The following is an 18,680-nucleotide window of genomic DNA, read 5'->3' as shown; positions in this document are numbered from 1 at the left end:
CACTCCTGAAGCGTTCCGGCAGCAATGGACACCGACCGAGTTCAACCAACCGCAACTCGCATGATCGGTGGATCCGCCACCGGGGCCCAGTCAGCCCCTGCCCACTCCGGAGATGATGTGCAGCGCGCGAGCCGGGGTCATGCCCGCGGGGCCCTTCTGGGCTTCCTCGGACGCGTCGGTACCCGGGACGAACTTCATCGCGATCCAGAGCCGTCCGTCCTCTTCGCCGCGGTTGTAGACCGGGACGATATTGGGGTGGTCGAGTCCTGCCGCAAGATCACCCTCACGCTCGAACCGAGCCCGGAATTCGGGATCACCGGACAGGTCTTCGTCGAGGATCTTGATCGCGTCCTGGCGGGGCAGGCTGGGATGCTGCCCCAGGTAGACCGCACCCATACCGCCGCTGCCGAGCAGCCGAGTCAGTCGATAGCCGCCGACTACGGCACCGGGCGGCAACACCATTCGTTCCTCCTCGTCCCTACGACCGCCCACCGGGCGTGCTGTCGTCGTCTCGGTTCACGAGCGCAGTGTGTCCCGCCCGGCGTGGTGTCGGCAGCGGCGCGGCGCCGGGTCATCCGGGTATCCCGCTGTTGGCGAGTACGGCGTACTGGGCGGCCGTGGCCTGGTACAACTCCGGTGCCGGCAGATCGCCGAGTCCGTAGGAACCGACCACGGCCACATAGCGCTCGTACACGGTGACGCAGAAGAACCGGTCGGACATGATCGCGGTGGTGGACCGTTGGACGCACCGGGCGTCGACGAGGCCCGACGGCCCCGGGATCTCCTCGTCGTATTCGGCCGGCCGGGACAGTGTCGACTGCAACGTGAAGGCCTGTTCGGCAGACGCTGTGCGATAGACGGTGGCGTCGTTGCGCGCGACCAGGTCCACTCCGTATCTCGCGTAGCCGGGTAGCTGATCGGCGTCGTTCTCGAAGTGGATATGGGCCGCGGGGGAGTAGGCGCCGGCCAGTTCGTTGTACGCCGCGCTGCCCGCGTACTCCGGCGCCAGCGCGGTGCTCATGATTCCCTCCGGGTCGACGGGAAGGTCGAGGATATCGTCCGGCGGCGTGGGCGTCAGCTCCCGCATTGCCGCGAATTGCAGGTCGAGCAGTCGTTTCAACTGATCGGCCATCCGGTCTGCTCGATCGGCGGGGGCGGAGATCGAGCCGGCCACGACGTAGGGGCCCGAGGCGGCGAAGACCTGCGCGCGATCGCGGGTCGGGACGCGGCCGGCGTGGGCCTGCTCGTGCCCCGGTATCGGGAGCTTCTCGCGACCAGGGGTGCGCTTGTCCATGGCCGCGCCGAACTCGGCGGCGGCCACTCGGGCGTACTCGTCGTTGCCGAATCTCAGCAGTGCGACGGTACCCTCCTGAGGCGTGCGCGGGTTGTTGTTGCCGCGCGCGGTCACGACCCCCGCGACCAGGTAGTTCTTCTCAGAGATCGGCGTGAATTCCTCCGGCAGCAGGGAGGGCGTGGTGCCGGGGAGGGCCAGCTGGGTCTCGTTCAGGTAGCGGAGTTCGGGGTCCACGTCGTGCGGTGAGATCAGGAAACCGAGCATCCGCCGCGCCTCGAGCGAGTACACATCCGCGTCCGTGGAGATATCCATTTCGAAAGCCACCGGTTCGGTGGGGAACAGCCCGACATCGAGCTTTCCCAGGTCCACAGGGGTGGCACCGGGGGCTGCCCGGCCGGTGATCGTGCCCCCGCAGGCGGTGCTCGCCACCGCCGCGGCCAGCGTGACCAGCGCGAGCAGTATTCGCTTACCGGGCCCGGTAGATCTGTGAGTGTCCGACAACCGCAACTCTTCCCCCTATCCACGCAGGAGCAGGGCGTACTGCGCCGAGGTCTTCTGATGAAGATCTTGGATCTGGCCGCCCTCCACCTGCGCGAAGTATCTTCCCGTCTGGAGTACGCAGAACGCCGAGGGATTCAGGTGCGCGGCCACCTCTCTGCTGAAGCACGCGACCTGTCCGTCGATTCCCTCGGGCGCCTCGATCATCCGGCTGCCCGCCGCATCGTGGGTATCGGGCCGGAAGTGGTCCCACAGCGTGCGAGCTCCCTGCGCCGTCTCGCTGCGCATGACCACCGATTCGCCCAGCGCGATGCCGGTGACCCGGCCGGAATCCAGGAACTGCAGATCTCTGATGCCGCTCAGGGCGTACACCGCACCGCGGCCGCGGAATGCGTCCGGCGGGCCGTACATCGCGACCATCCGCGGGCTCTTCGGCAGGGCGAGGGCCAGCACGCCGTCCGGGTCGAGGTCGATGTCGTCCAGCTGTTCCGCCGGGGTGGGCTCGAATTCGTCGAGCAAGGGAAGCTGAACGTCGAGTGCGGATTCGGTGCGCTGCGCCATTGCCGGTAGGTCGGCCTTTTCGGACCGGTCGTCGTACTTGACGAAGACGACATAGCGGTCGTGAGCGGTCCAGCTTCCCAATGAGGCGTGACCCGGTCGCCAGTGTGCCTTCGACTGCGGGTATTTCGGCAGCTGTACCGGTCGATTGTCGGAATTGAAGGTGAAATCGTCGTGTTCCAGCCCGCCGGCGACGGAGCCGGCGGTGGCGGCGTCGGGGAACATCAGAACGGCGATACTGAGCTGTTGTGCGGTGCCCGGGTCTCCGTCGGTCGACCAGGTATGGACCCAGCCCGTGATCAGATCCGCGGCGACTTCGTCGAAGGTGTCGTTGATGACCAGGGACTGCATATCGCGGCGATCCAGTACAACAGGTCCGCCCGTGCCCGCGACCCGGTTCACATAGCTCGGATCTATTTCGAACGGGAGAGCCACGAAATCGCCCAGTCGCTGACCTTCCCGGTATCGAGCGGCCTCGTCATCGTCCGCTGTGCCGAACGCGACGGGTTCGGTCGGATAGTTCCCCACGTCGAGTCCCGACAGATCCGGTGCGGCACGGATCGCTTCACCGGCTACCACCGCACCGCAGCTCGCGAGGGTCGGGAGCAGCAGCCCGGCCGCGAGCGCGGTGCAGATTCCGCGCAGCACAGCCCCTCCCGGTCGGTGCATTGCGGCCCCCTCACGAATCGCGATCCTGCGGAATCGTACTGCACGGTGTGGCGGCTCAACGGGTTACGTGTGAGCGATCGAGCCGGACAGTGGCGGGACGAGGGCAGTTGCCGGGACCGCCCGGTATCGAGACATCCGGGCGACCGTTGCCACGGCCACTGTGATCTGTGCTGTCGGATCCTTCACCCGGGGTTCCCCGGACCTGCCCGTCTGGATGATGGATGGTGTGTGTTTCCGCAGGTTCGGCCTCGTCGCCGCTTCGTTGGTTGCCCTGGTGCTGACCGGGTGCGGGGCCGGCGAGGATCTGGTGCCCATTCCCGAGGGGATTCCGCCCGGACCCGGGGCGCCCGTGCCCGTCATCGATATCGACGCTCCCGGACGGGCCGCCGCACAACTGAAACCGTGGGCGGCCGAGCACGCCGGTGCGCTGGATATGCCGGTGGCCGCGCTCGAGGCGTACGGGTACGCGGCGGCGGTGATGGCGCGGGCGCGGCCGAATTGCGGGATCGGCTGGACGACGCTGGCGGGGATCGGGAGTGTGGAGAGCGATCACGGCCGGCATCGCGGGGCGGAGGTGCGCGACGACGGCCTGGTGGAGCCCTCGATCATCGGGATCCCGCTGGACGGGGCGCCGGGGGTGGCGGAGATCCGGGATACCGACGAGGGGCTGCTCGACGGGGACCGGGTGTTCGATCGGGCGGTCGGGCCGATGCAGTTCATCCCGGAGACCTGGCGCAGATGGGGAGTCGATGCCAATGGGGACGGGGTCGCCGATCCGCACAGTATCGATGACGCGGCGCTCACCGCGGCGAGGTATCTGTGCGTGAGCGGCGGAGCCCTGGGCACTGCCGAGGGGTGGAGCCGGGCGCTGTTCACCTACAACAGGTCGGAGAGCTATATGACAGTGGTTCGCGATCGGGCCGCGGCCTACAGCGTCGGCCGGCGCGTCTGAAGTGGCGCGGGAACTGCCGCGGGTGCTGCGGGGCGGCGGATGGACTGGCCGCAACCGGGCCTATTAGGCTCGCAATCGCACGGCTCGTCCCGATAACTACCGTGCCACCAGCCGAAGGAGTGTTGTTTCGTGGCCATCATCGAACAGGTCGGAGCTCGCGAGATCCTGGATTCGCGCGGTAACCCCACCGTCGAGGTCGAGATCGCCCTCGACGACGGCACCCTGACCCGCGCCGCGGTGCCCTCCGGTGCCTCCACCGGCGAGCACGAGGCCGTGGAACTCCGCGACGGCGGGGACCGCTACAACGGCAAGGGCGTGCAGAAAGCCGTCGAGGGGGTGCTCGACGAGATCGCTCCGGCCGTGATCGGCCTGGACGCCGTCGAACAGCGCACCGTCGACCAGGCGCTGCTCGATCTCGACGGGACCCCGGACAAATCGCGCCTCGGCGCCAACGCGCTGCTGGGTGTCTCCCTGGCGGTGGCGCGGGCGGCCGCGGAGTCCTCGGGTCTGGAACTGTTCCGCTATCTCGGGGGACCGAACGCCCATGTGCTGCCGGTGCCGATGATGAACATCCTCAACGGCGGCGCGCACGCCGATACCGGGGTGGATGTGCAGGAGTTCATGGTGGCGCCGATCGGCGCGCCGACGTTCAAGGAATCGCTGCGCTGGGGCGCGGAGGTCTACCACGCGCTCAAGGCGGTGCTGAAGGAGAAGGGCCTGGCCACCGGGCTGGGTGACGAGGGTGGTTTCGCGCCCGATGTCGCCGGCACCAAGGAGGCGCTGGATCTCATCAGCGTCGCGATCGGTAAGACCGGCCTGAAGCTGGGCCGGGATGTGGCGCTGGCGCTGGACGTCGCGGCGACCGAGTTCTACCGGGACGGGGCCTACCAGTTCGAGGGTTCGGCACGCTCGGCCTCCGAGATGGCGAAGTTCTACACCGAATTGCGGGCCGCCTACCCGCTGGTGTCGATCGAGGATCCGCTGTCGGAGGACGACTGGGACGGCTGGGTCGCGCTCACCGACGAGATCGGCGACAAGGTGCAGCTGGTCGGCGACGACCTGTTCGTCACCAACCCCGAGCGTCTCGAGGACGGTATCGCCAAGGGCGCGGCCAACGCGCTGCTGGTGAAGGTGAACCAGATCGGCACCCTCACCGAGACCCTGGACGCCGTCGAACTGGCGCACCGCAACGGGTACAAGACGATGATGTCGCACCGGTCCGGTGAAACCGAGGACACCACCATCGCCGACCTCGCCGTCGCGGTGGGCAGCGGCCAGATCAAGACCGGCGCCCCGGCGCGCAGCGAGCGGGTGGCCAAGTACAACCAGCTGCTGCGGATCGAGGACGCGCTCGGCGATTCGGCTCGCTACGCCGGTGACGTGGCGTTCCCGCGCTTCACCTTCGAGGACTGAGGTAGATGTCGGAGCGGCGTGCGCGCGGTACCAGTCCCGCGGGACGGGGCGACCGCCGCACGTCGCGCGCGCCGTCGCGCCGCCCCGCCGCCGAAGTGCACGGCGGGGCGGAACGGGTGCGGCGCACCACCCGCCGGACCAGAGCCGGCGCGGACGGCGCGCGGGACTGGTCGGAGCGGACCATCCTGGGGTTGTCCGCCGGTAAGGCGATCATTCTGGCGATGGTGGTGTGCGCGCTGGCGATGACACTGGCCGTCCCCATGCGCACCTATTTCACCCAGCGCGCCGAGGCCGATCAGCTGGCCGCCGAACGCCGGACGCTCGAGGCCGATATCGACCGGCTGAAGGACCGCCGCGCCCAGCAGGAGGACCCGGCCTATATCCGCTCCGAGGCGCGCGACCGGTTACGCCTGGTGATGCCGGGCGAAACCCCTTATATCGTGCAGGTTCCGGGGATCGAAGTGCCGGCGATCCCGGATCCGCAGGCCCCCCGGCACGAACCGGATCCGTGGTACACGGATCTGTGGCGGAGCATTTCCGAGCCGCCCCCCGAAACCGAAACACCCGCGCCGCAGCCGGAAGGACCCAGGTGAGTACACCCGACGACCGAGATCTGCAGATCGTCGCCGAACAGTTGGGCCGCGCGCCGCGCGGGGTGCTCGCCATCGCCTACCGGACGCCCGACGGCCTGCCCGCGGTGGTCAAGACGGCGCCGAAGCTGCCCGACGGCACCCCGTTCCCGACTCTCTACTACCTCACCGACCCGCGGCTGACGGCGGAGGCCAGCCGGCTGGAGTCCGCGGGTGTGATGAAGGGGATGACCGATCGGCTCGGCCGCGATCCCGAACTCGCCGCCGCCTATCGCGCCGCGCACGAGAGTTATCTGGCCGAACGCGACGAGATCGAGTCGCTGGGCACCGATTTCACCGGCGGCGGCATGCCGGACCGGGTGAAATGCCTCCATGTGCTGATCGCGCACGCGCTGGCCAAGGGCCCCGGAGTCAATCCGCTCGGTGACGAGGCGGTGGCGCTGGCGGCGGCGAACGGATTGCGCGGGAGCGCGATCCCGGCGGACTGGCCGGAATACGCGGCGACCGAAGACGAATGAGGCGATACCTCCGCTTGCGCCGACCGGGTGTGCCGGCTTCGAGGGAGGGATCGTGAGGCGGTACCTCCGCCTTTGCTGCGGGTTCCGCGGACCGTATGTACAGGCTACGAAGGAGTTGCTATGACCGACCGGGTCGCTGCCGTGGACTGCGGCACCAATTCGATCCGACTGCTGATCGCCGATATCGGCGCGGATTCGACCTTGACCGATGTGCACCGGGAGATGCGGATCGTGCGTCTCGGGAAAGGGGTCGACGCGACGGGGCAACTGAACCCGGAGGCGATCGAACGTACCCGCGTGGCACTGGCCGACTACGTGTCGCTCATGCTCGAGCACGGGGTGAGCCGGGTCCGCATGGTCGCCACCTCCGCCACCCGCGACGCGTCGAACCGGGAGGATTTCTTCGCGATGACCCGGGCCGAGCTCGGCCGGGTGGTGCCGGGCGCGAGCGCCGAGGTGATCACCGGCGACGAGGAGGCGCGGTTGTCGTTCAGCGGGGCGGTCGGGGAGCTGGCGGCGGCGGACGGGCCCTTCGTCGTGGTCGATCTGGGCGGCGGGTCCACCGAACTCGTGGTCGGAGACGGTGACGGGGTGCAGGCGGCGTTCTCCGCCGATATCGGCTGTGTACGGGTCACCGAGCGGTGCCTGCGCGGGAATCCGCCGGAGGCCGGCGAGGTGGCCGCGGCCCGGGAGTTCGCGACCGAACGGCTGACCGAGGCGTTCACCCACGTCCCGGTGGACGGCGCGCACACTTGGGTGGGGGTGGCCGGCACCATGACCACACTCGCGGCCGTCGCGTTGGACCTGCCCGAATACGATTCGACGAGAACGCATCTGGCGCGGATCCCGCTGCCCGAGTTGAACGCGGTCTGCGATCGGCTGATCGGGATGAACCACGACGAGCGTGCCGCGCTGGGCCCCATGCATCCGGGCCGGGTCGATGTCATCGGCGGGGGCGCGGTGATCACCGAGGTGCTGGCGGCGGAGCTGAAGCGGCGGGCCGGGATCACCGAACTGGTCGTCAGTGAGCACGACATCCTGGACGGGATCGCGCTCTCGATCGCCTGACCGGGGCCCGCGCCGTTACCGGGGCGGGGCGTTCGTGAAACTGCGGTATCGGTTCGCCCGGTATCCCACGCGCCGGGCCGGGCGCGTGGGACAGTCTGAGCATGTCCGAAGTACCAGACGTCGCCGAACGCACCTTCTTCGGTCACCCGATCGGACTCGTCAACCTGTTCGGTGTCGAGCTGTGGGAGCGTTTCTCCTTCTACGGGATGCTCACCATCCTCGGTTACTACCTGTACTACTCGGCCACCGACGGTGGTCTCGGGATGGACCAGGATGTCGCCGTCGGCCTGGTCGGCGCGTACGGCGGTCTGGTCTATCTCTCCACGATCATCGGCGGCTGGGTATCGGACAGGTTGATCGGGATGGAGCGGACCGTCTTCTACGGCGGCGTCGTGGTGATGGCGGGGCATATCGCGCTGGCGCTGATCCCTGGGCTCACCGGTGTGGGCGTGGGCCTGGTGCTGGTGGCGCTGGGCAGTGGCGCGTTGAAATCGAACGCGTCCGCACTGCTGGGCACCCTGTATCCGAAGGGGGATCCGCGGGTCGACGGCGGGTTCACGCTGTTCTACCTCGGGATCAATCTCGGCGCCTTCGTCGGCCCGCTGATCACCGGGCTGCTGCAGGAGGAGTGGGGTTTCCATGCCGGCTTCGGGGCGGCCGCGGTCGGGATGGCGCTGGGACTGATCCAGTACGTGGCGTTCCGCCGTAACCTGGGCACCGCCGGTCGCCGGCCCGCCGACCCGCTGCCGCGTAGCGCTTACGGGCCGCTCGCCGCGGTGGTGCTCGCGGCGATCCTGGTGATCGTGCTGGTGCTGGTGACCGGGCTGGTCACCGTGGACAACCTGCCCGATGTCACCACCGCCCTCATCGTCGTCGCCGCCGTGGCGTATTTCGCCGTTCTGCTCACCAATCGGCGGGTGAGCACGGTGGAACGGAGCCGGGTGCGGGCCTTCGTCCCGCTGTTCCTGGCCAATGTCGTGTTCTGGGCGCTGTTCCAGCAGATCTTCACCGTGCTCGCCGTGTACTCCGACGAACGGATGAACTGGAACATCTTCGGTTGGACCGCGCCGTCGAACTGGATCGGCTCGGTGGAGCCGGTGTGGATCATCGCGCTCTCGCCACTGTTCGCCGCGCTGTGGACGACACTGGGTACCCGGGCACCGAGTACTCCGCGCAAATTCGCGCTCGGGGTGATCGGGATGGGGACGGCGTTCCTGCTGTTCGTCCCGCTCGCCGGGAGCACCGGCCGGTCGGTGCCGGCGCTGGCGGTGCTGTTCATCATGGCGGTGTTCGCCGTCTCGGAGCTGCTGATCTCCCCGATCGGTCTCGCGGTGAGCACCCAGCTCGCCCCCGAGCATTTCCGGGCGCAGATGATGGCGCTCTATTTTCTGTCGATCGCGCTGGGCACCACCTTGTCGGGTGTGCTGGCACGTTTCTACTCGCCGGACGACGAGTTCGCCTATTTCGGGATCACCGGGCTGGTGGCGATCGCGGCGGGTGTCGTGATTGCCGGACTGTCGTCGTGGATATCCCGATATATGGCGGGAGTGCACTAGCGTTCCCGGTACTCGCGCCGGAATGATCAGGAGGCCGCAGTGACGACGCCGACCAGCCGCAATTCACTGTTCCGCACCAAGAGCGTGGAGCAGTCGATCCGCGATACCGAGGAGCCCGGCACGAAGCTGCGCAAGGACCTCACCGCCTGGGACCTGGCGATCTTCGGTGTCGCTGTCGTCATCGGTGCCGGTATCTTCACGCTGACCGCCCGCACCGCGGGCAATACCGCGGGGCCCGCCGTCTCGCTGGCGTTCGTCTTCGCCGCCATCGCCTGCGGCCTCACCGCCCTGTGCTACGCGGAGTTCGCCTCCACCGTGCCGGTGGCCGGCAGCGCCTACACCTTCTCCTACGCCACTTTCGGGGAGCTCGCGGCCTGGATCATCGGCTGGGACCTGCTGCTCGAGTTCGCGCTCGCGGCGGCCGTGGTGTCCAAGGGCTGGTCGCAGTACCTGGGTCAGGTGTTCGACAAGGGCGCGGCGGTCGTGGAGATAGGCGGTGTCACCTTCGACTGGGGGGCGGTGCTGCTGATCGCGGTGCTCACCACCCTCCTCGCGATCGGCACCAAACTCTCCTCGCGGGTGTCCGCGGTCGCCGTGGCGATCAAGGTCGGAGTGATCCTGCTGGTGATCATTGTCGGGCTCACCTTCTTCGACGCCGACAACCTGAGCCCGTTCATCCCGGAGGCACAGCCCACCGAGCAGGGCCAAGGGCTGACACAGTCGCTGTTCTCCTGGGTGACCGGCGGCGGTAACAGCACCTTCGGCTGGTACGGCCTGCTGGCCGCGGCCAGCCTGGTGTTCTTCGCGTTCATCGGCTTCGACGTGGTCGCCACCGCCGCCGAGGAGACCAAGAACCCACAGCGGGATCTGCCGCGCGGCATCCTCGGCTCGCTGGTCGTGGTCACCATCCTCTACGTCGCCGTCTCGATCGTACTGACGGGCATGGTCCCCTACACCGAGCTCGCCGGGGACGACGCCACCTTGGCGACCGCGTTCGCGGTGCACGGCGCCACCTGGGCCAAGAACATCATCTCCATCGGTGCCCTGGCCGGCCTGACCACCGTGGTCATGGTGATGCTGCTCGGCCAGACCCGGGTGCTGTTCGCAATGTCGCGCGACGGCCTCACCCCGCGCTGGCTCGCCCGGACCGGTCAGCGCGGCACGCCGGTGCGGATCACCATCGTCGTCGGTGTGGTGTGCGCGATCCTGGCCGGTTTCGTGGAGTTCGGCACCCTCGAGGAAATGGTGAACATCGGCACGCTGTTCGCCTTCCTGTTGGTCTCCATCGGGGTGGTCGTCCTGCGGCGCACCCGGCCCGACCTGCCGCGCGGTTTCCGGGTGCCGCTGGTGCCGTTCCTGCCCATCCTGGCGGTCCTGTCGTGCCTGTGGTTGATGGTGAATCTTTCGGTCGAAACCTGGCTGCGTTTCGTAGTCTGGATGCTGCTCGGTTTGGTGATGTACTTCGCATACGGCCGACGGCATTCGCTGGTCGGTAGGTCCGCTTCCGAACAGGAGTGATCGCGATGGGTCTATCGTGGCGGTGGTTCCGGCGCCGGGAGATACAGCCCGTGCATCTGCCGGTCCGAGACGACGCGTCCGGCACGGACCTGGTGGTCGAATGGATCGACGCGGTGACCACCGGTCTGGCCACCGCCCCGCCGGGTCCAGCCGTCGCCGCACCCGCCCGGGTGTGCGACGGCATGTTCACCGCCGCGACCATCGTCGCGGTCCTCATCGAGAAGATCGCCGACCGCACCGAGTACCGGGTCGCCAACAACCGCTGTATGGCCTCGGCGGTGGACTTCATGAAGGTCCTCGGCGAGGACACCCTGCGCCGCTACCGTATCGACGGGGTGCAACCGGTGGGCTGGGAGAACATGGGCGCCGAGATGGACGAACTGGTGATCGCCCGCCGGCTCGGCCGGCTGGGCGAAGCCCTGCAACTGGCGTTGCTGGCGGTGACCACGGACTACGAATTATCCGATGAGGTGCGCGAGGCAGCGGAGGAGTCGGGTTTGCTGGCCGCCGATGTGCTGGTGGAGGCATGCCAGGCGATTCAGACAGATCCCACAGTGTGACTCCCACTCACGGGTATTCCGGTACGGGTGTACGAGTCGGTAGTGTGTGGTCCGCACGCCCCCATAGCCCAATTGGCAGAGGCAGCGGACTTAAAATCCGCCAAGTGTGGGTTCGAGTCCCACTGGGGGCACTGCTATGCCGCAGGTCGGACAGGGTGTTTGCGACGTACTCGACCGAGTTCAGCTCGCTTGGTGAGGTTGGATTTGGTTCCCGTCGGTTCGCGACAACACGACCCTGCCCAGGGCGATGCAACTGAGCGGCTGAATCGGAAACTAGGTTCGTTGTCGGTTGAACCTCACACCGACCGGAGCTCGGTCTCGCGGTACAGCCTGGAGACAGGCTCATCAGCGCCCGCCACCTTGAAGGTGACATGGACTCGGCCCCCGCTGGAGCTGGTCACGGTGCCCTCTACCTCGCGTCGGCCTATACGGGCACGAACATGATCGCCCGGCTTCAGAGTGCGATCCGTCTTCTTCACGGACTTGCGAGCCATCGTTGTTCACCTCCTACGCGTGCCAGCCGACAGTCGCTGAATCCTTCAAGTATGCGCCGACAACGTAGTCGAAACCAGACGCAGCGCCGTTCAGTGATGACCTCCACTTCCTGAAGGTCGCAAGGTTCAGCGGCTGCTGGAGCTTCACCTTCGCCAACTGGTCATCATTGCGATGAGCTATCGCATTACGGGCAGAGTTGAGGCTGGTCAAGGTCGTATGCCACTGCTTCTTACGAGTTGGGTACCTGACTTCCAGGTCCGCCCATAGCGGTATGTCGAGAATGTAGAAGTCGTTGCCCAGCCCGCCCGGCTGTGCATTCCCTTTATCCAGGTTTCGAGCCCGGGTCAACGCGCTCTGGAAGAGTACAACAGTTGCGTCACCCGGCGGCCCCACCTGGCTGGCTATGGCTTCTGCTGCTTCATCGTGCAAGTCGCGGCAGAACCCCTGGAACTCCGCAGCAAGGCTCACGAACAGCGCCAGGTTGAGATGTTCGGTGGCGTACTGACGGCCGCGCCGTCCGCCGGTCACTGCGGTATGAGCTGATTCGAGGCTGTCGAGCGCTTTCCAGCGGTCACTCTTCCACCGCTGCAAGGCCGAAGAACAAGGTCGTGGCACCCGAAGACCATAGCGGGGCACCCGGTGGGGTTGGAGCCCGCTGAACGAGATCATTCGCTGCGGCTGAGCGCCAACCTGCTCGGCGAGGTCGACCCGGGACATGTCGAACTCGATGCGGCGTCGGTTGACAGCGCGGTCAAGTGCTTTGGGGCCGTTGCGAGGATCTGCGTTGTCGTCATCCTGGTCCAGCCTGTTACGAGGGCCGACATGGAACCTCGGGCCACAACGCATCGCAGCGGCGCCAATGTATTCGGATTTGGACGCATGCCGTTCGAGTGCGCCGCAGCGCTCGTGCCGATCCTCATCAGTCCCTGGGCCCCGGCAGGGTGACCGCGATTACGAAGACAGCGATTCCGGCAATCGCGAGTACGACCAGCGTTGGGCTCCAGATCATGACCCATTCCCGGGCATGTCGAAGATGCCGGCTCGCGGCGGATACACGTGAGTCCCGGTGATCAGTTCGGCCACGTCGGTTATCACCCACCAGGGTGTATCGGGTTCGAGTGATCCCAGATGTGGAATCACAACCACCTCGGCGGCATGCTCCAGCGCGTGTTGCACGGCGATCAGGGCCGCCAGAACGGCGGGAGAGTCCGTCCGCACAGTGAAGACGAGCCGGAGGCCGTTCCGCTGCAATAGTGCATCCAATCCGGATGCACCATGGTCGTTGTGCAGCAGGGCAACTGTCCGCTTCATGTGTCGAGTTCCGATGGCGTGTTTGAGAACCTCCACGGTGCGCCCACCAGTCGGCGCTGGGTTTGCTGTTCCACTTCGTCCTCTCTCGGTCCAGATGCTTGGAAGTTGCGACGCCGACAAAGCCGGATATAGCGCTTCTCGACGGCTGCTGTCTGGAGCCTGATGGTCCGACCTGGAAAAAGCGGCGACGGAAAGGGCGACGATCAGGTGCCGAAACAGGGCGACATTTAGGCGTCATAACCGTTATTGTGAGCGCATGACGGGACCGAACACGGCGCTGCGGGCAGCGCGGAACGCCCGGTTGATGAGTCAGGACGATCTGGCGCGCGCATTGCGGGAAGCCGGTTGCCTCAGTGCCACAAAGCGCTTGGTGCAGCGCTGGGAGGCCGGGCACACCGTCAACCCGCGTCCCGTGCACGCCCGAGCACTGGAGAAGGTGATGGGTCTACCGATCGAAACGCTCGGCTTCGGCGCCGTGATGGCGGGGCGCGCTCTCTCGGGCGCGGAGGACGGAAGCCGCGAAGTCGAATCCTCCATCGGCCGAGTGCCCTCGGAAAGGCCGACGAGCACCGCTACTGCGCGCCCACGCCCGCCGGGCAACTACGCCGGAGTGTGGTTGTCGCGGTACGAATACTACTCGAGCGGCCGAGACGCGACATTCACCGCAGCTCACTATGCGGTCATCCTTCAGCACGACGACCGCCTTACGATTCGCAGCATTCCGGGCTCGTCACCGTCCGCACTGGAGATGGACCTGACCGTCGATGGGCATATAGCCACCGGTGTGTGGAGCGAGCGCACCGCTGCGGAGGGCTACTACCGAGGGGCGCGATACCACGGTTCCATCCAACTGCTCGTCGAGTTGACGGGTAACCGGATGGCCGGGAAGTGGGTCGGCTTCGGGAAGAACTTCGAGATCAACACCGGGCCGTGGGAACTCCTGATGCAGGAGCCCTCGACGGCCAAGGCGGCCATCGATGCATACAGCCATCCCGTTCCACTCGACGACTGAGCGGCTGATCGGGGCGTTGTCGAGGGGCGGTGGGTTCGTCGCCCGTCACAGGTGCGATGCCAATGCTTGAAAGTTCGGCGGATCAGGCTGTGTCAGTGGCCGACGAACACGACACGGATGTTATCGGTGTCGAGAGTGATGCTGGCGGTAGCGTCGAGGGCGTTCGCCAGATCAGCCAGCAGCAGAAGGCTCGGCACGATGTCGGAGCCTTCTATCCGAGAGATTCCGGTCTGCTCGAGCCCGGCGCGCTCGGCGAGGGTCTGGTGGGTCATGCCGAGTTCGGTGCGGCGTTCGTAGATGGCTTCGGCCAGTGCCATGGAAAGCCGGATCTCACGACGGACCTCGGCGATATGCGTCGGTTCGCTGTAGCCCTGTGCGAGTTCGCGTTCCTGGAGCGTCTTCCAGTGCCTGTGGTTCACTCGCACAGTTTCGCTACCACGAAGGTGTGGTGTCGAGATCGACCCGTGCCCGCAGCGGGTTGGTCACGGGGTGAGGATATCGAAGTGGGGGTCGAGTTCGTCGACCACCTCCGCCAGCGCGGCCAAGACGGATTTGTCTCCGTCGGCGCGCAGTGAGTGCTTCTCGATGACCTCGCGCGCCGTCTTCGGTTGCAGCAGTAGCGCCGCCAGGGCGGCCTTCGGGCCGGCCGGGCGGGTGCCCTTACCCGGTACGGATGAATCCGGCCGGTGTCGTGCCCGACATGCGCCTACCGATTCGGGTGGGTCGCGGAGCTCAGGCGGGGTACTTTCCCCCTATGACGGAACCGCCGCACAATTACGGGCGCCAGGACCCTCACCGCCAGGGTTACCCTCGGACGCAGGCCTACCCCCAGCAGCAGGGTTATCCCCAGCAGCAGGGTTACTCGACGGAGCCGGAGTACGGGCACCAGGTCGAATACGGGTACCAGTCGGATCAGCCCGAGCGATCGACCGAGCGGTCGAACGAACCGAAGATCAATGTCGGCCGGTTGTGGGCGGGCGGTGTCGGTACGGCCATCGTTGTCGCGCTGGTGATCGTGGTGCTGATCATGCTGGTGCGCGGCATCCTGAACATCGCGGTCCTCTCGCCGGAGGGCGCGGGGGCCTACGGCACCGTCTCGACCACCTCGTACGCCGTGGCCGGTGGGGCCGCCGCGATCGCCGCGACCGGTCTGCTGAACCTGCTGCTGGCCCTGATGCCGAGTCCGATGCAGTTCTTCTACTGGATCACCGGGCTGGTCACCGCGCTGGCGACGCTGGTGCCGTTCACCCTGGTCGCCGGGGTGGATGCCAAGATCGCCACGGCCGTGATCAATCTGATCGCGGGGTTGTGCATCATCTCGCTGCTCGGCGGGGTCGGGTCCGGGGCGATCATCCGGCGCCCGCAGTCCCAGTACTGAGTCTTCCGTCCGGTGCCGTCGCGCCGGGTCCCGGGTGTCGTGGGCGCCCGGGACCCAGGTGCGTCATACGGGCGGTCTCAGTCGGGCGCGGCGTCTTCCGGCCGGACACGGACGAGCTGTTTACCGAGGTTGGACCCGTCGAAGAGGCGTTGCAGGGCCGCCGGGGCGTTACCGAGACCGTCTACGACGTCCTCGGCCCAGACCAGCTCACCCGCCGCCACCCAGTTCGCGAGCCGGCTCAGTGCCGCCGGGAAATCGGCGTGGTGGTCGTAGAAGATGAAGCCCTCCATACGGGCGCGGCGGAAGGCCAGCTGCATATAATTCGCGGGTCCGGCACCGTAGCCGGCGGCCGTGTAGCCGGAGGAGATCGATCCGCAGAGCGCGATCCGGGCGTGCAGGGCCAGGTGGTCCAGCGCGTTCTCCAGCAGGGTGCCGCCGATATTGTCGAATACCGCGTTCAGGCCGTCGGGTGCGAAAGCGCGCAGCGCGGCGGGGACGTCGTCGGCGCGATAGTCCAGGCAGGCGTCGAAACGGGCGGTTTCGCGCACCCAGCCCACTTTCTCCGGGGTACCGGCGGTGCCGAGCACCCGCGCCCCGAGCAGCCGCGCGATCTGTCCGGCCAGCGATCCGACGCTGCCGGCCGCGCCGGTGATCAGCACCGCGTCGCTTTCCGCGACCTCCAGCACCCGGGTGATCCCGATATAGGCGGTCAACCCGCTCACGCCGAAAACGGTCAGCATATGGCGGGGGTCGATCCCCGGGGGCACCGGATTCACGCCGAACAATCCACTGGCGCGTGCCACGGTGTATTCCTGCCAGCCGAGCTCACCGTAGACCCACTGGCCCTCCGGTAGCGCCGGGTCGCGGGAGGCGACCACCCGCCCCACCCCGCTGCCGCGCATCACCTCGCCGACGCCGACCGGTGTCGTATACGTCGTCGCGGGGTTGAGCCAGGTGCGCTGGGTGGCGTCGATACCGAGCCACTCCACCCGCACGAGGGCCTCGCCGTTCTCCAATACCGGGAAGGGGCTACGCTTTTCGGCAAAAGTACCGGCAGTGATCCCGGCGGCCGGCCGTTCGCGCAGGACCATCTGACGGAAGGTGCGGTCGGTCACGGCGGACAGTGTGCCCGAGAGACGCCACCGGTGTCGCCTTCTTTTTCCGCGCCCTCGGGGCGCCGTACCGGATGCCGACGGGGCAGTCCGGCAGTATTGCATTCACGGTGATCGCAACCCGTGTCAACCGCGTGACCACGTCGTACCCTCGGATCTTCGGTCCAGGTTCGGGGAGCACACCGTCATGATCAAGTTACTGGTTTTCACCCTTGTGGGTATCGGCGCGCAGATCGTCGACGGCACGCTCGGGATGGCCTTCGGCGTCACCGCGACGACGCTGCTCGTCCTCAGCGGCACGGGTGCGGCGCATGCGAGCGCGGCGGTCCACTTCGCCGAGGTCGCCACCACCCTGGCCTCCGGGGCATCGCACTGGCGATTCGGCAATATCGACTGGAGGGTCGTATTACGGCTGGGTGTGCCCGGTGGTATCGGCGCCTTCCTGGGCGCGACGGTGCTGTCCCGGATCTCCACCGAATCCGCCGCGCCGATCACCGCCGGCATCCTCCTCGCGATCGGTGTCTTCCTGGTGATCCGGTTCTCCTCGCGTCCCCCGGTGGAGTTCGCCGCCTCGGAGAAGACAGCGCACTCCGCGAAGTTCCTGACCCCGCTCGGCCTGTTCGGCGGCTTCATCGACGCCAGCGGTGGCGGCGGCTGGGGCCCGGTCACCACCAGCACGCTGCTGACCACGGGACGGTCCGCGCCGCGCACGGTGATCGGTTCGGTGAGCGCTTCGGAGTTCATCGTCTCGGCCTCGGCCAGTGTCGGCTTCCTGCTGGGGCTGGGCTCGGATTTCTTCGACAACCTGCTGATCATCGCGGGTCTGGCGCTCGGCGGCGTGATCGCCGCACCGATCGCCGCGTGGCTGGTCAGCCGGATCACCCCGGGTGTGCTGGGCACCGGGGTCGGCGGGTTGCTGGTCCTCACCAACGCGCGCACGCTGTTCAAGCACTTCGATATCGAGGGCGCGCCGCGCACGATCGGTTATGTGTTGATCGTCGTGGTGGCGGTCGCGCTCACCGTCCACGCGTGGCGGAAGTCCCGGACCGCCCCCGCTGCCGACACCGTGGACGCTGCCGACCCCGCGGTGACAGAGCCCGCCGACACCGAAGCCGCCGGTGACGGCTCCCCGGACGCGACGCAGGTGCCGGTCAGGTAGCTGCCGGTCGCCCGGCTCGCCCGCGGGGCGGTAGGACCGGAGGGTGAGGGACAGCGCCCGGCTGCCCGGACAACATGTCCGGGCGGCCGGGCGCCTTCTCTGTCTGCGCGATCGGCGGGTCCGAACGACGGGGACACCGCAGCTACCCGTCCCTGACCGGCCCCGCCCAGAAGCAACCGACACCGTCGCAGGCATCGACGGACCGGTCCGATGTCGGGGCTCAGTCGCGGTTCTCGAGATCGGCGGCCGGGGAGGTCGGTCGTTCCATCGCGCGCGCAGCGCCGAGCCCGTCCATGTAGTCGCGGACATGCACGATCCGGCCGTTCCGGACTCGGATCACGAGTAGACCGGGAATGGCGAAGGACCCGCCGGTGGTGGTCACGGTTCCGGAGACGACCTGCTCGACGACGATCACCTCTCGGTCGGTGCTCTCGTGGATTACGGCTTCGCGGATCTCCCGGGGTTGCGCCGGACTCGCGTCCCAGGCCGCTCGATAGCCGGCGCGGACCTCTTCGCGTCCCTGGTAGCGCTCAGGCATGCCGGGGAAGGAGAAGGGAAACTCGTGGACGGCGTCGACCGCGTACAGGTCGGCCAGGTCGTCCGCGGACTTGTCGAGCATCGCCCGCTGGTAACGGGCCAAGATCTCACGCGGACCGAGATCGGCCGAGGTGGTGTCGGGCATGGCGGTGGAGCTCCGTTCGGGTGGACATGTAGACGAAATTCATTCGAGCGCCGACTCGAACTCACGAGACTTTACGCGGGCGGGTCGACCAGGGCCTCCGAGATCAGGTGGTGAAAGTCGTGTTCGGCTACTACTCCGACCTGCCTCGGCCGTTTTCCCGCGAGTGCCTGTGACGATCTGTGCCTGCCCGGCAAATCGGCGTGAGAGCGCGGCCCGCGACCGGGATTCGTATTTTCGTCACAGCCGGGTAGTACCGCACCGATAGGGCTGGACAACGGTCGGTGGACGGAAACGTCGGTAGGCCACCGTGTTTCGGTCATCGTGTCCGCGTCGCTGG

At 67.3% G+C, this 18,680-nt stretch carries 19 protein-coding genes, 1 tRNA gene and 1 pseudogene; 12 read left to right on the top strand and 9 right to left on the bottom strand.

What is annotated here, in order from left to right:
• Positions 1-90 precede the first annotated feature (90 nt).
• The 3 genes from ABZV91_RS24600 to ABZV91_RS24590 form a co-directional block, all read right to left on the bottom strand.
• Positions 91-462: a protein kinase gene (locus ABZV91_RS24600; RefSeq protein WP_355246034.1), complete on the bottom strand. Its 372-nt coding sequence runs from the start codon at positions 460-462 to the stop codon at positions 91-93.
• A gap of 109 nt (positions 463-571) precedes the next feature.
• On the bottom strand, positions 572-1,795 hold the full coding sequence (locus tag ABZV91_RS24595) for a hypothetical protein (protein ID WP_355246031.1): 1,224 nt from the start codon (positions 1,793-1,795) through the stop codon (positions 572-574).
• 15 nt (positions 1,796-1,810) lie between these two features.
• Positions 1,811-2,998, bottom strand: coding sequence for a hypothetical protein (locus ABZV91_RS24590; RefSeq protein WP_355246028.1), 1,188 nt, complete (start codon positions 2,996-2,998; stop codon positions 1,811-1,813).
• Between the two features lie 238 nt (positions 2,999-3,236).
• Between ABZV91_RS24590 and ABZV91_RS24585 the strand changes: the two genes are divergently transcribed.
• The 9 genes from ABZV91_RS24585 to ABZV91_RS24545 all read left to right on the top strand — a co-directional run bounded on the left by ABZV91_RS24585 (position 3,237) and on the right by ABZV91_RS24545 (position 11,325).
• Positions 3,237-3,971 carry a lytic murein transglycosylase gene (locus ABZV91_RS24585; protein ID WP_355246040.1) on the top strand — a complete coding sequence of 245 codons (735 nt, stop codon included), beginning with the start codon at positions 3,237-3,239 and terminating at the stop codon, positions 3,969-3,971.
• Between the two features lie 129 nt (positions 3,972-4,100).
• On the top strand, positions 4,101-5,384 hold the full coding sequence (gene eno / locus ABZV91_RS24580; RefSeq protein ID WP_355246025.1) for a phosphopyruvate hydratase: 1,284 nt from the start codon (positions 4,101-4,103) through the stop codon (positions 5,382-5,384).
• A 5-nt stretch (positions 5,385-5,389) separates the two neighbouring features.
• Entirely contained in the window at positions 5,390-5,977 is a 588-nt protein-coding gene (locus ABZV91_RS24575; RefSeq protein WP_355246023.1) for a septum formation initiator family protein, read from the top strand.
• Positions 5,974-6,492 carry a DUF501 domain-containing protein gene (locus tag ABZV91_RS24570; RefSeq protein ID WP_355246020.1) on the top strand — a complete coding sequence of 173 codons (519 nt, stop codon included), beginning with the start codon at positions 5,974-5,976 and terminating at the stop codon, positions 6,490-6,492. Before ABZV91_RS24575 ends, ABZV91_RS24570 begins: the two co-directional genes overlap by 4 nt.
• A 120-nt stretch (positions 6,493-6,612) precedes the next feature.
• Complete coding sequence (locus ABZV91_RS24565; RefSeq protein ID WP_355246017.1) at positions 6,613-7,560, top strand: Ppx/GppA phosphatase family protein; 948 nt, start codon at positions 6,613-6,615, stop codon at positions 7,558-7,560.
• Between the two features lie 101 nt (positions 7,561-7,661).
• Positions 7,662-9,116 (top strand): peptide MFS transporter, encoded by a 1,455-nt coding sequence (locus ABZV91_RS24560; RefSeq protein ID WP_355246014.1) that lies wholly within the window; start codon positions 7,662-7,664, stop codon positions 9,114-9,116.
• 39 nt (positions 9,117-9,155) lie between these two features.
• Positions 9,156-10,634 carry an amino acid permease gene (locus ABZV91_RS24555; RefSeq protein ID WP_355246011.1) on the top strand — a complete coding sequence of 493 codons (1,479 nt, stop codon included), beginning with the start codon at positions 9,156-9,158 and terminating at the stop codon, positions 10,632-10,634.
• A 5-nt stretch (positions 10,635-10,639) separates the two neighbouring features.
• Positions 10,640-11,194, top strand: a complete 555-nt coding sequence (locus ABZV91_RS24550) for a hypothetical protein (RefSeq protein WP_355246009.1) — start codon at positions 10,640-10,642, stop codon at positions 11,192-11,194.
• 57 nt (positions 11,195-11,251) lie between these two features.
• Positions 11,252-11,325 (top strand) — tRNA-Leu (locus ABZV91_RS24545).
• A gap of 376 nt (positions 11,326-11,701) precedes the next feature.
• Here the strand turns inward: ABZV91_RS24545 and ABZV91_RS24540 are convergent.
• Both ABZV91_RS24540 and ABZV91_RS24535 read right to left on the bottom strand, forming a co-directional pair.
• Positions 11,702-12,406: a hypothetical protein gene (locus ABZV91_RS24540; protein WP_355246006.1), complete on the bottom strand. Its 705-nt coding sequence runs from the start codon at positions 12,404-12,406 to the stop codon at positions 11,702-11,704.
• A 288-nt stretch (positions 12,407-12,694) separates the two neighbouring features.
• Positions 12,695-13,036 carry a hypothetical protein gene (locus ABZV91_RS24535; RefSeq protein WP_355246004.1) on the bottom strand — a complete coding sequence of 114 codons (342 nt, stop codon included), beginning with the start codon at positions 13,034-13,036 and terminating at the stop codon, positions 12,695-12,697.
• Between the two features lie 220 nt (positions 13,037-13,256).
• Here ABZV91_RS24535 and ABZV91_RS24530 point away from each other — a divergent pair, with 220 nt between their 5' ends.
• Positions 13,257-14,012 (top strand): helix-turn-helix transcriptional regulator, encoded by a 756-nt coding sequence (locus ABZV91_RS24530; RefSeq protein WP_355246001.1) that lies wholly within the window; start codon positions 13,257-13,259, stop codon positions 14,010-14,012.
• Between the two features lie 92 nt (positions 14,013-14,104).
• Here ABZV91_RS24530 and ABZV91_RS24525 read toward each other — a convergent pair whose 3' ends face one another.
• Together ABZV91_RS24525 and ABZV91_RS24520 are read right to left on the bottom strand one after the other, a co-directional pair.
• Positions 14,105-14,431 (bottom strand): helix-turn-helix domain-containing protein, encoded by a 327-nt coding sequence (locus ABZV91_RS24525; RefSeq protein WP_355245998.1) that lies wholly within the window; start codon positions 14,429-14,431, stop codon positions 14,105-14,107.
• 63 nt (positions 14,432-14,494) lie between these two features.
• Positions 14,495-14,644 (bottom strand): annotated as a pseudogene (locus ABZV91_RS24520) (alkyl sulfatase C-terminal domain-containing protein); the annotation flags it as partial.
• A gap of 122 nt (positions 14,645-14,766) precedes the next feature.
• On the opposite strand from ABZV91_RS24520, the gene ABZV91_RS24515 reads away from it, so the two are divergent.
• Positions 14,767-15,390, top strand: a complete 624-nt coding sequence (locus ABZV91_RS24515) for a DUF6069 family protein (RefSeq protein WP_355245996.1) — start codon at positions 14,767-14,769, stop codon at positions 15,388-15,390.
• A gap of 77 nt (positions 15,391-15,467) precedes the next feature.
• On the opposite strand, the gene ABZV91_RS24510 is transcribed toward ABZV91_RS24515, so the two are convergent.
• Positions 15,468-16,505, bottom strand: coding sequence for an NADP-dependent oxidoreductase (locus tag ABZV91_RS24510; protein WP_355245993.1), 1,038 nt, complete (start codon positions 16,503-16,505; stop codon positions 15,468-15,470).
• A gap of 184 nt (positions 16,506-16,689) precedes the next feature.
• On the opposite strand from ABZV91_RS24510, the gene ABZV91_RS24505 reads away from it, so the two are divergent.
• A complete protein-coding gene (locus ABZV91_RS24505) occupies positions 16,690-17,661 on the top strand; it encodes a sulfite exporter TauE/SafE family protein (RefSeq protein WP_355245991.1) in 972 nt (323 codons plus the stop codon).
• A gap of 220 nt (positions 17,662-17,881) precedes the next feature.
• On the opposite strand, the gene ABZV91_RS24500 is transcribed toward ABZV91_RS24505, so the two are convergent.
• Positions 17,882-18,343 carry a nuclear transport factor 2 family protein gene (locus ABZV91_RS24500; protein WP_355245988.1) on the bottom strand — a complete coding sequence of 154 codons (462 nt, stop codon included), beginning with the start codon at positions 18,341-18,343 and terminating at the stop codon, positions 17,882-17,884.
• Between the last annotated feature and the right edge of the window lie 337 nt (positions 18,344-18,680).

Source organism: Nocardia sp. NPDC004568 (genome assembly GCF_040609955.1).
Taxonomy (GTDB): Bacteria; Actinomycetota; Actinomycetes; order Mycobacteriales; family Mycobacteriaceae; genus Nocardia.
This window is presented reverse-complemented; position numbering and strand designations above follow the sequence as displayed.